This is a genomic window from Phreatobacter stygius (assembly GCF_005144885.1).
Classification (GTDB): domain Bacteria; phylum Pseudomonadota; class Alphaproteobacteria; order Rhizobiales; family Phreatobacteraceae; genus Phreatobacter; species Phreatobacter stygius.
In genome coordinates, this window is sequence record NZ_CP039690.1 from 4,280,020 (window position 1) to 4,293,970 (window position 13,951).

The 13,951-nt window shown below is 65.3% G+C and carries 11 protein-coding genes; 5 read left to right on the forward strand and 6 right to left on the reverse strand.

Annotated elements, in window-relative coordinates:
* Window positions 1-2: 2 nt before the first annotated feature.
* From E8M01_RS20105 to E8M01_RS20110, 3 genes are all read right to left on the reverse strand, one after another.
* Window positions 3-1,316: an O-acetylhomoserine aminocarboxypropyltransferase/cysteine synthase family protein gene (locus E8M01_RS20105; RefSeq protein WP_136961762.1), complete on the reverse strand. Its 1,314-nt coding sequence runs from the start codon at window positions 1,314-1,316 to the stop codon at window positions 3-5.
* A 43-nt stretch (window positions 1,317-1,359) separates the two neighbouring features.
* Entirely contained in the window at window positions 1,360-1,506 is a 147-nt protein-coding gene (locus E8M01_RS35115; RefSeq protein WP_170181986.1) for a hypothetical protein, read from the reverse strand.
* A 554-nt stretch (window positions 1,507-2,060) separates the two neighbouring features.
* Complete coding sequence (locus E8M01_RS20110) at window positions 2,061-3,416, reverse strand: hydrolase (RefSeq protein WP_136961763.1); 1,356 nt, start codon at window positions 3,414-3,416, stop codon at window positions 2,061-2,063.
* Window positions 3,417-3,600: 184 nt separating this feature from the next.
* Here E8M01_RS20110 and E8M01_RS20115 point away from each other — a divergent pair, with 184 nt between their 5' ends.
* The gene (locus tag E8M01_RS20115) at window positions 3,601-5,466 is read left to right on the forward strand and encodes an ABC transporter ATP-binding protein (RefSeq protein WP_136961764.1); all 1,866 of its coding nucleotides are present in this window, start codon (window positions 3,601-3,603) and stop codon (window positions 5,464-5,466) included.
* Between the two features lies 1 nt (window position 5,467).
* On the opposite strand, the gene E8M01_RS20120 is transcribed toward E8M01_RS20115, so the two are convergent.
* On the reverse strand, window positions 5,468-6,364 hold the full coding sequence (locus tag E8M01_RS20120) for a LysR family transcriptional regulator (protein ID WP_136961765.1): 897 nt from the start codon (window positions 6,362-6,364) through the stop codon (window positions 5,468-5,470).
* A gap of 200 nt (window positions 6,365-6,564) precedes the next feature.
* Here E8M01_RS20120 and E8M01_RS20125 point away from each other — a divergent pair, with 200 nt between their 5' ends.
* Together E8M01_RS20125 and E8M01_RS20130 are read left to right on the forward strand one after the other, a co-directional pair.
* On the forward strand, window positions 6,565-7,407 hold the full coding sequence (locus E8M01_RS20125; protein WP_136961766.1) for a nitrilase-related carbon-nitrogen hydrolase: 843 nt from the start codon (window positions 6,565-6,567) through the stop codon (window positions 7,405-7,407).
* 80 nt (window positions 7,408-7,487) lie between these two features.
* The gene (locus tag E8M01_RS20130; RefSeq protein WP_136961767.1) at window positions 7,488-8,828 is read left to right on the forward strand and encodes an MFS transporter; all 1,341 of its coding nucleotides are present in this window, start codon (window positions 7,488-7,490) and stop codon (window positions 8,826-8,828) included.
* A gap of 91 nt (window positions 8,829-8,919) precedes the next feature.
* Here E8M01_RS20130 and gabT read toward each other — a convergent pair whose 3' ends face one another.
* Window positions 8,920-10,203, reverse strand: coding sequence for a 4-aminobutyrate--2-oxoglutarate transaminase (gene gabT / locus E8M01_RS20135; protein ID WP_215908774.1), 1,284 nt, complete (start codon window positions 10,201-10,203; stop codon window positions 8,920-8,922).
* A 142-nt stretch (window positions 10,204-10,345) separates the two neighbouring features.
* On the opposite strand from gabT, the gene E8M01_RS20140 reads away from it, so the two are divergent.
* Together E8M01_RS20140 and E8M01_RS20145 are read left to right on the forward strand one after the other, a co-directional pair.
* Window positions 10,346-10,921 carry a cupin domain-containing protein gene (locus tag E8M01_RS20140; RefSeq protein ID WP_136961769.1) on the forward strand — a complete coding sequence of 192 codons (576 nt, stop codon included), beginning with the start codon at window positions 10,346-10,348 and terminating at the stop codon, window positions 10,919-10,921.
* Between the two features lie 148 nt (window positions 10,922-11,069).
* Window positions 11,070-12,497: an aldehyde dehydrogenase family protein gene (locus E8M01_RS20145; RefSeq protein ID WP_136961770.1), complete on the forward strand. Its 1,428-nt coding sequence runs from the start codon at window positions 11,070-11,072 to the stop codon at window positions 12,495-12,497.
* 347 nt (window positions 12,498-12,844) lie between these two features.
* Here E8M01_RS20145 and E8M01_RS20150 read toward each other — a convergent pair whose 3' ends face one another.
* Window positions 12,845-13,930, reverse strand: coding sequence for a hypothetical protein (locus tag E8M01_RS20150; protein ID WP_136961771.1), 1,086 nt, complete (start codon window positions 13,928-13,930; stop codon window positions 12,845-12,847).
* Window positions 13,931-13,951: the final 21 nt, after the last annotated feature.

A 13,951-nucleotide genomic window follows, 5' to 3' on the forward strand; every position in this document is an offset into this window, starting at 1 on the left:
GTTCAGGCGGCCTTGGCGAGGCCGCCGGCGGCAACCAGGGCCTGGTCGAGATCGGCCAGGATGTCGTCCATATGTTCGAGGCCGACCGACAGGCGGACATAGCTGTCCGACACGCCGGTGGCGTGCTGTTCCTCGGCCGACAATTGCGAGTGGGTGGTGCTCGCCGGGTGAATGGCCAGGCTGCGCGCATCGCCGATATTGGCGACGTGGTAGAACAGCTGCAGGGCATCGATGAAGCGCCGCCCGGCATCCTTGCCGGCGGCGAGCTCGAAGCCGACCAGCCCGCCATAACCGCCCTTCAGATAGGTGTCGGCACGCTCGCGCGCCGCGCCGGTCTGTTGCGAGGGGTGAATGACCCTGACGACTTCCGATCGCTTGGCCAGCCACGCGGCGACGGCGGCGGCGTTCTGGACATGGCGCTCGATGCGCAAGGCGAGCGTCTCGATGCCTTGCAAGGTCTGGAAGGCATTAAACGGCGACAGCGCCGCGCCGAGGTCGCGCAGCAGGGTGGTGCGGGCCTTGATGATATAGGCGATCGGGCCGAGCGGTTTCACCGCTTCGGTCCAGACCGCACCATGATAGCTCGGGTCCGGCGTGTTGAGTGCCGGCTGCCGCTCGGGGAATTTCTCCCAGTCGAAATTGCCGCCATCGACGATCAGGCCGCCGATCGAGGTGCCGTGGCCGCCGAGATATTTGGTGCTGGAATAGACCACGACGGCAGCACCATGGTCGAAAGGGCGGGCCAGCAAGGGCGCGGCGGTATTGTCGACGATCAGGGGAATGCCGAACTCGCGGCCGATGGCGGCGACCTCGGCGATCGGGAACACGGTCAGCTTCGGATTGGGCAGGGTCTCGGCATAATAGGCGCGGGTGCGCGCGTCGGTCGCCTTGCGGAAGGCTTCCGGATCGACCGGATCGACGAAGCGCACTTCGATGCCCTGGTCGCGCAAGGTGTTGGCGAACAGGTTCCAGGTGCCGCCATAGAGATCGGTGGAGGAGACGATGTTGTCGCCGACCCGCGCCAGGTTCTGGATGGCGATGGCGGACGCCGCCTGGCCGGACGCCAGCGCCAGCGCCGCAACACCGCCTTCCAGCGCCGCGACGCGCTGTTCGAGCACATCGGTCGTCGGGTTGCCGATGCGGGTATAGATATTGCCGAGCTCCTTCAGCGCGAACAGGTTGGCCGCATGTTCGGTGTCGCGGAACTGATAGGAGGTGGTCTGGTAGATCGGCACCGCGACCGCGCCGGTAGCGCTGTCGGCGCGCCATCCCGCATGAAGGGCAAGGGTTTCCGGTTTGTGTCTGGTGGTCGTCATGGCTTGAGTTCCTGTTGTGTGGGGCGGGGTGGCCAACCCGGGCCTACCGGGTCACGCTCGCCGCCACGGTGGTGACTTGCGGTCCGGCCGGGACCTCCGGGCGGGTGGTGACGGCATAAAGCACCAGCGCGAAGGCAAGCCCCGTCAGGGCCAGATCCTTGAAGCGATGGAAGGTGTCGCGGGGTGGCATCGCAGATCCCTCGTCAGCGGTCAGGCCGGCCGCGCGCAGGGCCGCCAGCTGTTCGTCCGATGTCCAGAAGAGCAGGTTTTACCCGTTGATCAATAAGGGGTTTTCAGAAAAGAGCGTTCTTCCAAACAGGCCGGCAATGGCAGTGGCGGCCTTCCCCGCTCGACCACTGTCCGGAGAATGACATCATGCGTTGCATCGGCTCGGTTCGTTGCCCATCGAAGCTCAAGCGAGGGCGTTCACTGAACGAGGTTGCGCAAAGGGGAGGTCGTGACGACGGGCAGAGCGACTGCCAGCACATCCTCTACGTCATCCCCGGCCGACGGAGCGAAGCGAGGGAGGGGAAGGGGATCCAGGAGCCGTTTCACCCGCGCTCTCGGCTTCATTTGGGTCGGGAATATTGCAGCGCCGCGGTTCGCCCAAGCCGCCCCTGGATCCCCTTCCCCTCGCTTCGCTCGGCCGGGGATGACGTCGAAGATGTGCCGGCAGCCGGTCGGTTCGCTTCGCCTCCCAGAGAAGTGTCTCGTCGATGCCAACACGTTCCTGTAACGGGACCGTCACCAGGTCAGTTCGGCGACCGCGATGCGGTTCTCCGAAGCCGGCCAGGCGCGGGCCACGATGCGCTCCTCGTTGAACAGGCCGACCACCGGCCGGCCGATCTCCGATGTGGCGAGCCTGAGCGTCGCCGCCGCATCGTTCGGCACGCCGCGCGTCACGTCGGCCGGCTCCTTGCCGTCGATCAGCACGACGTCGCGCGGGATGCCGAAATAGCCGCGCGGGCGGGTCATCTGGACGATGGCGCCGGCGGCCTTGTCGGCATCGGCGAAGGGCCGGGCCGGCCGCAGATGCACGACATCGGAGGAGCGCGGAAAGGGCGACCGATAGGTGTGGCTGACCGGATGATCGGCAACCGTCAGGACAAATTCCAGGCAGTCCGTCGGCGCCACCGTGAGCGGCCCCCAGCGGCCATCGGCGCCGGAGGTCTTGCTGAGCAGCGCCTGGCCCTGCCGTTCGCCGGTATCGGCGGCGACCCGATAGATCTCGACGCCGGCGCCGGCGACCGGCCGGTTCGACGGCACGCCGGCCGGATTGCCGGTCACCAGCCCGTCGAGCGTGACCTGCGCTTGCGCCGCCACGGCAATGGTTTGCGGTTCGGCGCCGGCGATGAACCGGTAGATTTCGCGAAAGGCGCGCGGGTGGAACGCCACCTCGCGGTGATCCAGCGGGCCGAGCGCGATATTGCTGGCGCCGCGCAACGACGGCCCCTCCGTCGTGATGCCGGTCGGCACGCCCGGCCGCCCCAGAAGGCGGCCGTCCGGCTGGGCAAATTTGTCGTTGCCGGCGCTGCGCAGCGTCAGGAAGGCGGTCTCGGGCACGACATCGCTGTCGCGGCCGTTCAACCGCTTCAGGAAGGGTCCGCGGCCATTGTATTCGCTGCCCGGATTGGCGTCCCAGTCGAACACCCCGCGATTGGGTGTGCCGCACAGCACCGCATGGCTCACCTGGGCCCCGCCGCCGGCCTCGACCACGACGTTGCGGATGGCATAGCCGCCGCGTGAACTGCCGACCAGGGCAACCCTGGCCGCGCCGGTGCGGGCCCTGACCTCGGCGATCACGGCGGTCAGTTCCCGCAGCTGGTCCTCGGTGCCCGAGCGGCCGGCCATGGGCACGGCGTCGTCATTGCGCGACAGCGGATCGGTGAAGTTGAACGCGGTCAGCCGGTCGCGCGGCCAGCCATTGCTCTCGAACCGCCAGAGCGTCGTCAGCCAGAGCGCGGCATGGTCGCCATTGCCGTGCACGAAGATCACCGGCGGCCGAGCGTCTTGCGCCAGGGCGCGGCGCACCAGCCATGGTCCTGAAGCGAGCATGGCCGCGGTCATGCCGCTGAGCGCCTGGCGTCTGGTCATTGTCATGGCGTTTCTCCCCGGGACGGGATCGTCGGGCGCAAGCCATTGGCGGTCAAGGCGCCGCAGTGCGATCGACTCCTGACCCTATCCGCGTCACAATCCCCGCCCATCCCTCTTCGTTCAACGAGTCGCGGCCGTTCCGCAGCGTGTTTCGCGCTGCCGCGACGCATTTCCGACCGGGTTTTTTTCAATGTTTCGCTATTTCGAAAGCCGTATCGACCCGACCGCCGCGCCGCCGCCCGGAGACCCGCCGGCCAGCCTCCTGGCGTTCTATTGGTATTTCACCAAGCAGGCGAAGGGCGTCTTCGCCGCCTTTTTCGTGGTCAGCCTGGTGCTGGCGCTCTTGGAAACATCGGTGCCCTATTTCATTGGCCAGTTGGTCGGCCTGCTCGCCCATACGCCGCGCGAGGCGCTGATCGAGACCGCCTGGCCGACGCTCGCCATGATGCTCGTGGTCATGCTGGTGATCCGCCCGGCCGTGACGCTGCTGCACCGGCTGATCTCCAACCAGGCGATCGTCCCGCCGTTCAACACGCTGATCCGCTGGCAGAGCCATTTCCACGTAGCCCGGCAATCCCTCGGCTTTTTCCAGAACGATTTTGCCGGCCGCATTGCCAACCGGGTCATGCAGGCCGGCCCCTCGGTCAGGGAAACCCTGGTCGCGCTGATCCGCTCGGTGCTGCACATCATCTTCTACGGCCTCGGCGCGGTCGGATTGATGCTGATGCAGGACTGGCGTCTCGCCATGCCGATGATCATCTGGGTCGGCTTCTATCTGGCGCTGCTGATCTTCACTATTCCGCGCCAGCGCGAATTGTCGCGCGAGGCCTCCGCCAAGCGTTCGGCGGTCACCGGCAAGGTGGTCGACAGCTATACCAACATCCTCACCGTCAAGCTGTTCGCCAAGTCCGACGACGAAGACCGTTATGTCCGCGACAGCATGCAGGAGCTGACCGACGCCTTCTTCGCGCAGCAGCGGATGAACACGCTTTTCATCTTCCTGCTGACGGCTCTCAACGCGCTTCTCCTGACCGGCACCGGCGCGGTCGCGGTCTATCTCTGGCAGCTCGGCCGGGTCGACATCGCAACGTTGGCCATGGTGCTGCCGCTGACCTCGCAGATCATTGCCATGTCCGGCTGGGTGGCCTTCGAGATCCAGGGCATTTTCGAGAATGTCGGCATGGTCCAGGAGAGCATGCTGTCGATCTCGAAACCGCTGACCATGCAGGACGAGCCGGACGCCAAGCCGCTGGCGATGACCGAGGGCGAGATCCGCTTCAACGAGGTCAGTTTCGGTTACGGCCGGCAGGACATGCCTGTCATCGACGACCTGACGCTGGTCGTCCGTCCGGGCGAGAAGGTCGGGCTGGTCGGGCGTTCGGGCGCCGGCAAGTCGACGCTGGTGAGCCTGCTCCTGCGCTTCCACGATGCCGAGCAGGGCACCATCACGATCGACGGCCAGGACGTGCGCGGTGTCACCCAGGAGAGCCTGCGCGGCGCCATCTCGGTGGTCACCCAGGACACCTCGCTCTTGCACCGGTCGATCCGCGACAACATCCTCTACGGCCGGCGCGGCGCCACCGAGGCGATGGTCGCCGCCGCCGCCGAGAAGGCCCAGGCCGCGCGCTTCATCGCGGGGCTGGAGGATGCCAATGGCCGCACCGGTTATGACGCCTATGTCGGTGAGCGTGGCGTCAAGCTTTCCGGCGGCCAGCGCCAGCGCATCGCCATTGCCCGGGTCATCTTGAAGGATGCGCCGATCCTGGTGCTGGACGAGGCGACGGCGGCGCTCGACAGCGAGGTCGAGGCGGCGATCCAGGACAATCTCGCCGACCTGATGGCCGGCAAGACGGTGATCGCCATCGCCCACCGCCTGTCGACCTTGCAGATCATGGACCGGCTGGTGGTGCTCGACCAGGGCCGCATCGTCGAGGAGGGCACGCATGAGGCGCTGATCGCCAGGGGCGGGCTTTATGCCGAGCTCTGGGCGCGCCAGTCCGGCGGCTTCATTGTCGAGCCGAAGCGCATCGGCGAGCCGAAGCAGGCGGCGGAATGAGCTAGGCCGCGCTCATCGCCTGGGCGAAGGCGGCGAACTCCCTCGCCAGCCGCGTCTGGCGGCCCTCGTGCCAGGCGATGCTGATATCGAAACTGGCATGCGGGTCGCTGATCGGCACGGCGACGATGTCGGGCTGCAGCATGGGCGCGATGGCCGAGCCATAGAGCGTCACGCCACGGCCGAGCGAGACGAGCTGCAACAGCACCGGCACGTCGTCGGCCTCTTCGGCAATATCGGGCACGAAGCCGGCGCCGAGGCAGACATTGGTGATCAGTGCGCGGAAGCTCGACCAGCGCTTCGGCGTGCCGATGACGAAGGGCGTGGCGGCGAGTTCGCCGAGGCTGATCGAAGCTCGGCCGGCCAGCGGGCTTTGCCGCGACACCAGCATGACGAAGCGCTGGCGCGCCACCACCACGTGGCGCAGCGGCGGCTTGCAGGCGGCCGACAGGAGAAAGCCGAGATCGATCGTGCCGTTGTCGATCGCCGGCAGCTGTTCCTGCGAGGACAAGGAATAGAGGCTGACCTGGGCGCTCGGATAGGCGCTGCGGAAGCGGATGATGATCTCCGCCATGGGCCCGTGGGTGGCCTGGGCCGAATAGCCGATGATGAGTTCGCCGGCGTCACCCGCGGCGACCTGTCCGGCATCCCTGACGGCGCGTTGCAATTGCTGCAGCGCCTCGCTCGCGTCGCGCGCCAGCACGGCGCCGGCCGGCGTCAGCGCCACCCGGCGTGTCGTGCGCTCGAACAGCTTGAAACCGATCTCCGCTTCCAATTGCTGCACGGCGCGGCTGACCGCCGGCTGCGCCACGTTGAGCCGGCCGGCGGCCTCGCGAAAGCTGAGCGCTTCGGCGACGGCGACGAAATAGCGAAGCCTGGCGAGGTCGGGAAGGTGGGACATTGATGCCTACGGATTATCAATCATGACATGATTGATCTTAGACTCGCCGAAAATTCTGTTGTCAAACCATTAGCCCAAGCGACGGGTGTCGCCGGATCTCCGGTGGCGGTCCCGCGCTGCCGCGCGTGCCTCTTGGTGTCCGAGGTCAAGCCGATCCCAAACGGGCGCGCGGGACGTGCAGCCATCCCGGAGAATGCCCGATGAGTGATACGCCAGAACGCCTGCCCGACGCCGCGGTCACCGTGGCGGTCGCCCAGTTTGCCGGCACGGCCGACGTCTCGGCCAATCTCGCCGGCATTGAGCGGCTGGCGGGCGCCGCCGCCGCCCGGGGGGCGGCCATCGCCGTGTTTCCGGAAGCCTCGATGTATGACTTCACGGCTCCCGCGGCACGGATCGCCGAAATTGCCCGCAGCGACGGCGGCCGTTTCGAGGCCGAAGTGCACGCCATCGCCCGGCGTCATGGCATAGCGATCGTTGCCGGCACGTATGGCGACAGCGGCGGGCCGCTGGCGCGCAATAGCCTGATCGTCGCCGACGCCAAGGGCGAGAGCCTCGGACGCTACGAGAAGCTCCACCTGTACGACGCCTTCCACTATCGCGAGTCCGACAAGAACGCGCACGCGCCGCTGCAGCAGGGCTTCGGTGAACTGACGACCTTCGATCTCGCCGGCTTTCGCTTCGGCCTGCTCAATTGTTACGACATCCGCTTCCCGGAAATGGCCCGCCTGCTGATCGACCGCGGCGCCAATGTGCTGCTGGTCGCGTCCGGCTGGGTCGCAGGTCCTTTGAAGGAGCTGCATTGGGAAACCCTTTTGAAGGCGCGCGCCATCGAGAACACCTGCTACGTCGCGGCGTCCTGCCAGCCGGCGCCCCTGTCGGTGGGCTTGAGCATGATCGTCGATCCCTCCGGGCTGGCGGCGGCCACCGCGGTCGGCGGCGAAGGGCTGGCGATCGCAACCCTCACCGCCGGCCGGCTCAATGCCGTTCGCGAGCTGCTGCCGAGCCTGCGGCACCGGCGCTATGCCGTGGTGCAGAAGCAATAGCGGCCGGCCGATCCCGGCCGGCCGGATTTCAACATGTCAAGAATGCCGGTTCTGAACCGGTCTGTCTCGGAGGACGTCCTATGAGTGCACAGTCAAGCGCAACGGCCGTGGCGGGCGCCGTGCCCGAGGTCCATGACAAGAGCGCGCTGCGCCGGGTCCTGACGTCGGCCGCGCTCGGCCAGTTCGTCGAATGGTACGATTTCGTCGTCTACGCCTATTCGGCGGCGATCATCGCCAAGCTGTTCTTCCCGAATTCCGACCCGACCGCGGCGCTGCTGTCGACTTTTGCCGTCTATGCGGTCGGCTTCGTCATGCGCCCGCTCGGCGGTTTCATTTTCGGCAGCCTCGGCGACCGCATCGGCCGCCGCCGCGTGCTGTCCTTCGTCATCTTGATGATGGGCGCGGCGACCATCGCCATCGGCCTGTTGCCGACCTATGCCCAGGTCGGCATTCTCGCGCCGATCCTGCTGGTGGTCTGCCGGCTGGTCCAGGGTCTCTCGGCCGCCGGTGAGACGGTCGGTTCCAATGCCTTCGTCGCCGAGCATGCGCCCGGCGAGCGCCGCGGCCTCTATGTCGCCTTCACCTATTCCTTCGCCAACCTGCCGCCGATCGCCGCTGCCCTTCTGGTGCTGCTGCTGACCAATGTGCTGACCGGCGATGCCTATGCCTCCTGGGGCTGGCGCATTCCCTTCCTGATCGGCGGGCCGCTCGCGCTGGTCGGTCTCTATATCCGCCGGCAGGTCGATGAATCGCCGGCTTTCAAGGCGACCCAGGCGGCCAAGCGTGTCGCCGCGACGCCGATCAGCGATGCCGTGCGCGACCAGAAGAAGGCGATGGGTTTCTCCTTCGCACTGGCCGCCTTCTCGAGCCTCGGCTTCTATACGCTGGCCGGCTATTTCGTCAGCTATCTGATCGCCACCGTCCGTCTCGACAGCAATTCGGCGCTGATCTCCAACAGTGTCGCGCTGTTCGTCGCCTTCCTGGCGATGATCGCCGGCGGCGCCCTGTCCGATCGTTTCGGCCGCAAGCCGATCCTGCTGATCGGTCTTGCGATCAATGCCGCGGTCTGCATTCCCGCCTATCTGCTGGCGGCGCAGGGCAGCCTGGTCACCGCCATCGCCGGCCAGAGCCTGCTTGCCATTGGCTGCGGCCTGTTCTGGGGACCGGTCGGCATCGCGCTTTTGGAACTGTTCCCGACCCGCACCCGCTTCAGTGCCGCGGCGATCAGCTACAATCTCGCCTATACGATTTTTGGCGGCACGGCGCCTTTCCTCGGCACCTGGCTGATCCTGCAATCGGGCTCGAAGATCGCCCCGGCGATCTATATGGCTGTTGTCTCGGCGGTGGTCTTCCTGGTCGTGCTGATGATCCCGGAGACCTACAAGAAGTCGCTCGTCCATGCCGAGGACATCGGCGGCTGACGCCCGTCCCGCAGCATTCGATCCGGCACGAAAAGGCCGCATCCGGGGTACCGGATGCGGCCTGATTTTTGGGCGCGGAAGCTCTGGGGGATCAGTTCTTCACGACGGCGGCGAGCGAGGCTTCCAGGATGTCCATGCCCTTCCTGGCCTGCTCGATCGGCGTGGTCAGGGGCGCGAGCAGACGGACGACATTGGCGTCCGGTCCGCAGGACAAGAGGATCAGGCCGCTCTCCTCGGCCTTGGCGATCAGCGCCGAGGTCAGCGCCGCATCCGGCTCGCGGGTCTCGCGATCCTTGACCAGCTCGAAAGCCACCATGGCGCCGAGGCCGCGCACGTCGCCGATGCAGGAGAAGGAATTGCGCTTGGCCATTTCCTTCAGCCGGTCGATCATCATGTCGCCGAGCGCCGCCGCCTTGGCGCACAGGTCTTCCTTTTCGATCACGTCGAGCACGGCATGGGCCGCGGCGACACCCACCGGGTTGCCGCCATAGGTGCCGCCAAGGCCGCCCGGCTGGGCCGCATCCATGATTTCGGCGCGGCCGGTGACGGCGGCGAGCGGGAAGCCGCCGCCAAGACCCTTGGCCATGGTGACGAGGTCGGGCACGACGCCGGCATGCTCGGCGGCGAACATCTTGCCGGTGCGCGCAATGCCGGTCTGGATCTCGTCCAGGATCAACAGGATGCCGTGCTCGTCGCAGACCTTGCGCAATTCCTTCAGGAACTCGGCGGGCGCGACATAGAAGCCGCCTTCGCCCTGTACCGGCTCGATGATGATGGCCGCGACCCGGGCCGGATCGACGTCGGCCAGGAACAGCTGCTTCAGATTGGCCAGCGCCTGGGCGGTGTCGATGCCGTGATAGGTCTTCGGGAAGGCGACGTGGAACACCTCGGCCGGGAACGGCCCGAAGCCCTTCTTGTAGGGCGACACCTTGCCGGTGAGCGCCATGCCCATCATCGTGCGGCCGTGGAAGGCGCCGTTGAAGGCGACGACCGCCGAGCGGCCGGTGAAATGCCGGGCGGCCTTGATGGCGTTCTCCACCGCTTCCGCGCCGGTGGTGACCAGCATGGTCTTCTTGGCATGGGTGCCGGGGGTGGCGGCGTTCAGGCGCTCGGCGAGCGCGATATAGCTCTCATAAGGCGCGACGTGGAAGCAGGTATGGGTGAAGGCGTCGAGCTGGGTTTTCACCGCCTCGATGATCGCGGGGTGGCGGTGACCGGTATTGACCACCGCGATGCCGGCGGCGAAATCGATATAGCTCTTGCCGTCGGCGTCCCACAGCGTGGCGTTCTCGGCGCGCACCGCATAGACGCCCTTGGTCGCGACGCCGCGCGGCACGGCCTGGCTCTGGCGGGTTGCAAGGTCTGCTGTGCTCATGGTCATCTCCCTCACGCGTCAAAAGCGAGCGTCGTCGCCGTGATTAGCTGCTGCTCAAAATTTTGAGCAGACAGCAAAATGCACGGCAACTATGCTGCGGGTCAATGGGGTGCCCGGTGCATCCGGCTTCAGGGAAACGGTTATGGATTTCGACGTCGGCGCGCGACTGCGGGAGCTACGGGCCGCGGCAGGCTTGTCGCAACGCGAGCTGGCGACGCGGGCCGGCGTACCGCATGGGCTGATCGCCACGGTGGAGCAGAACAAGTCGAGCCCGTCGGTCGCTTCGCTGCGCAAGATCCTCGATGGTCTCGCGGTCAATTTTGTCGACTTCTTCAGTGCCGAGGCGCCACAGCAGGACAAGGTTTTCTTCGAGAAGGCGGAGTTGATCGATCTGACGTCGATCATTCCCGGTGCGATGAAAAGCAAGAAGGGGCGCATCACCTTCAAGCAGGTGGGCGATGCAAGGGCTCATAACCTGCAGATCCTGCACGAAATCTACGAGCCCGGCGCCGATACCGGAAAGGCCATGCTCGCCCATGCCTCGAAGGAGGGCGGCGTGGTCATTTCCGGCCTGCTCGAGATCACCGTCGGCCAGTCGGTCCGTGTCTTGAAGGCGGGCGAGGCCTATCTGTTCGACAGCCAGACACCTCACCGGTTTCGGAATGTCGGCAGTGAGCCGTGCGAGGTGGTCAGCGCCTGCACGCCGCCGTATCTTTAGAGCGTGGGCCTCGCGCCGAATGAATTTGCAATCGCTTTGCCGCTGTATAAAATTTTGAGCAATCCGAGCTTCCAAGAGACTTGAAGCTCCCAAGAGACTTAACGCTTCCAAGACCTTAAACTTCCTCGACATCCCAAGGAAACGCACCATGTCGCAGCACAATCTCGAATTCTATATCGATGGCGCCTGGGTTGCCCCGATCAGCAACGTGACGCTCGACGTGTTCGATCCGGCCACCGAAGAGGCCTTCACCAAGATCACGCTGGGCACGGTTGAGGACGCCGACAAGGCGATCGCCGCCGCCAAGAAGGCCTTCGCCTCATTCTCGCGCACCAGCCGCAAGGAGCGCATTGAGCTGCTCGAGCGTGTCGTCGAGGTCTATAAGAAGCGCTCCGGCGACATGGCCGAAGCCATTTCGCGCGAAATGGGCGCGCCCATGTCGCTGGCCAAAACCGCCCATGTCGGCGCCGGTCTCGGCCATCTCGTCCAGGCGCTGGAAGTGCTGAAGACCTATGAATTCGACGAGATGATCAACAAGACCATGGTGACCCGCGAGCCGGTCGGCGTGGTTGGCCTGATCACTCCGTGGAACTGGCCGATGAACCAGGTCGGCTGCAAGGTCGGCCCTGCGCTCGCCACCGGCTGCACCATGGTGCTGAAGCCCAGCGAGATCGCGCCCGTGTCCGGCCTGGTCTTCACCGAGATCATGCATGAGGCTGGCGTGCCTGCCGGCGTCTACAACATGGTCAATGGCGACGGCGCCACCGTCGGTCATCGCCTGTCGAGCCATCCCGATATCGACATGGTGTCGTTCACCGGCTCGACCCGCGCCGGCATCCTGGTCGCCAAGGCGGCCGCCGACACGGTCAAGCGCGTGGCGCAGGAGCTCGGCGGCAAGTCGCCGAACATCATCCTGGGCGATGCCGACTTCGCCCGCGCCGTCACCCATGGCGCCCGCTCGTGCTTCGGCAATAGCGGCCAGTCCTGCAACGCGCCGACCCGCATGCTGGTGCCGGCCGACCGCCAGGAAGAGGTGATCGCCATTGCCCGCGGCGTCGCCGAGCAGACGGTGGTCGGCGATCCCCGCGCCGAAGGCACCACCATTGGACCGGTCGCCAGCGACGTTCAGTTCGCCAAGATCCAGAAGCTGATCGAGCAGGGCATCGCCGAGGGCGCCCGCCTGGTCACCGGCGGTCCCGGCCGCCCGTCGGGCCTCAACAAGGGCTATTATATCCGCCCGACCATCTTTGCCGATGTGACCAATTCGATGACCATCGCGCGCGAGGAAATCTTCGGGCCGGTGCTGTCGATCCTGCCCTATTCCTCGGAAGAAGAGGCGATCGAGATCGCCAACGATACGGTCTACGGCCTGTCGAGCTACGTCACCTCGGGCGATCTCGACCACGCCCGCAAGGTGGCCCGCCGCATCCGTGCCGGCATGGTCCATATCAACGGCGCCGGCGGCGATCTGGCCGCGCCCTTCGGCGGCTACAAGCAGTCCGGCAACGGCCGCGAATGGGGCCGCTATGGCTTCGAGGATTTCCTCGAGGTCAAGTCGATGTTCGGCCACCAGTGATCTGACAGGGCGGCTCTTGCCGTCCGGATAGACCAGAGCGGCTCCCGTTTCGAATGAAGCGGGAGCCGTTCCTTTTTGCGCCGGTGGGGCAGCGGGCTAGTTCCGAGGGTTCCTCCGTGAGCTATTTCAGGCGGCGTAGACGCCGTCATTCCCCGGCGTGCCGACCTCTTTCGCTGCCCTGGCGATTCAGTCGCGGAAGGCCTTGACCCGCGGCGCCTTGGCCTTGTGCTCGCTTGGTCAAGGTTGGATCGGTATCGTTGATTTCAACGCTGGCAAACAGATGGCCGATCTCGCTTCCGCCAAGGCCGTCACCTGTGTTGCCGAGCGCGTCGGCGATGGCTTGCAGTTTACCGTCTCGCGTCGAACCGCTTGAGGGCGAGATGGGCGGTCAGCAACACGACGTGCAATCGAAAACTGCTATCCTGTTGGTCGGATAGTCCAGGGTGAGAACCGTGCGGATGAAGTCGTGCCATCAGGCCATTGATAAACCCGACGCCATTGTCACCCCATTCATTCAACGACCGATCGAAGATTGGTGACGTCACATTGGCCAGATGCGCGCGACGCTCGCGCCCTGGTTTCCGCGTCGTCGCTGCTGGGTCGATCCTCGTCGCCATTTCATCGAATAGGCTTTCGAGAAATGATCTGATCTGGCTGTTGGCAGATGCCCAGAGGCCTCTCGCATGACTCTCGAACGCTTGCTCGAGATGGCCCTTTGCGGTCGTGAAGCCGTGTTTCGACAGCAGCCGGATCAATTCCGATTCCGTCTCTGGCAATCCAAGGTCGACCGGCGATGAGCGGCGCAGCACGCGATCTGTAACAACGAAGCCGTCGCTTTCCAGGGCGCGCTTGAAACTCTCAATAACAGGGGATGGAGCATCCGGCGTTGACCAGGGGCGCGGTATCTCGTCGGGCGGCAGGGAAGCAACGGCCTTTTCGACGATGATGTCGGCGAACAGCTCTCCGTCGACAACGTAGCCGGGATGATCGTCCACAAATTTCTTTAGATCATTCAGGCGTGCCTTGATGCTGATCCCCTTTTCGCGGATGGCATCGTAGATCTCCCGGTCTAGATCGATGAGGAACGAGCTGATTTCGGCGTGGGTGAACTTGTTGTCCTTGTCGAGAACGTTGATAGCGGCGTTCACCGTGCGCCGTGCAAAGCGCGCCCGCTTAGGTTCCCTCATCGGACCGAAATGCTCTTCCACAAGGTGGTTGGCGTTGACCTCCAGAAATTTGCGAGCCCGCTCGTCAGCCACTGGCTGGAATTCATTGACGACACCATCGTGGTCGGCTGCCACCTCGAAATACGCGCCACTCGGCGTGCGGTAGAGTCGCCACCATGCCTGCGACAATTCGTGTCGATGGCTTCCGGATGCGATTTCAGTCGCGATGTCCGTATCGTAAGTCACACCACCAATCGTCTTTTTCATCACAAATCTCGCAGTAGTTGG

Bases quoted from the DNA above. Each gene is read 5' to 3' on its own strand.
- E8M01_RS35115 (WP_170181986.1), bottom strand. From the start codon at position 1,506: ATGCCACCCCGCGACACCTTCCATCGCTTCAAGGATCTGGCCCTGACG.
- E8M01_RS20105 (WP_136961762.1), bottom strand. From the start codon at position 1,316: ATGACGACCACCAGACACAAACCGGAAACCCTTGCCCTTCATGCGGGA.
- E8M01_RS20145 (WP_136961770.1), top strand. From the start codon at position 11,070: ATGTCGCAGCACAATCTCGAATTCTATATCGATGGCGCCTGGGTTGCC.
- E8M01_RS20115 (WP_136961764.1), top strand. From the start codon at position 3,601: ATGTTTCGCTATTTCGAAAGCCGTATCGACCCGACCGCCGCGCCGCCG.
- E8M01_RS20125 (WP_136961766.1), top strand. From the start codon at position 6,565: ATGAGTGATACGCCAGAACGCCTGCCCGACGCCGCGGTCACCGTGGCG.
- E8M01_RS20140 (WP_136961769.1), top strand. From the start codon at position 10,346: ATGGATTTCGACGTCGGCGCGCGACTGCGGGAGCTACGGGCCGCGGCA.
- gabT (WP_215908774.1), bottom strand. From the start codon at position 10,203: ATGAGCACAGCAGACCTTGCAACCCGCCAGAGCCAGGCCGTGCCGCGC.
- E8M01_RS20150 (WP_136961771.1), bottom strand. From the start codon at position 13,930: ATGAAAAAGACGATTGGTGGTGTGACTTACGATACGGACATCGCGACT.
- E8M01_RS20130 (WP_136961767.1), top strand. From the start codon at position 7,488: ATGAGTGCACAGTCAAGCGCAACGGCCGTGGCGGGCGCCGTGCCCGAG.
- E8M01_RS20120 (WP_136961765.1), bottom strand. From the start codon at position 6,364: ATGTCCCACCTTCCCGACCTCGCCAGGCTTCGCTATTTCGTCGCCGTC.
- E8M01_RS20110 (WP_136961763.1), bottom strand. From the start codon at position 3,416: ATGACAATGACCAGACGCCAGGCGCTCAGCGGCATGACCGCGGCCATG.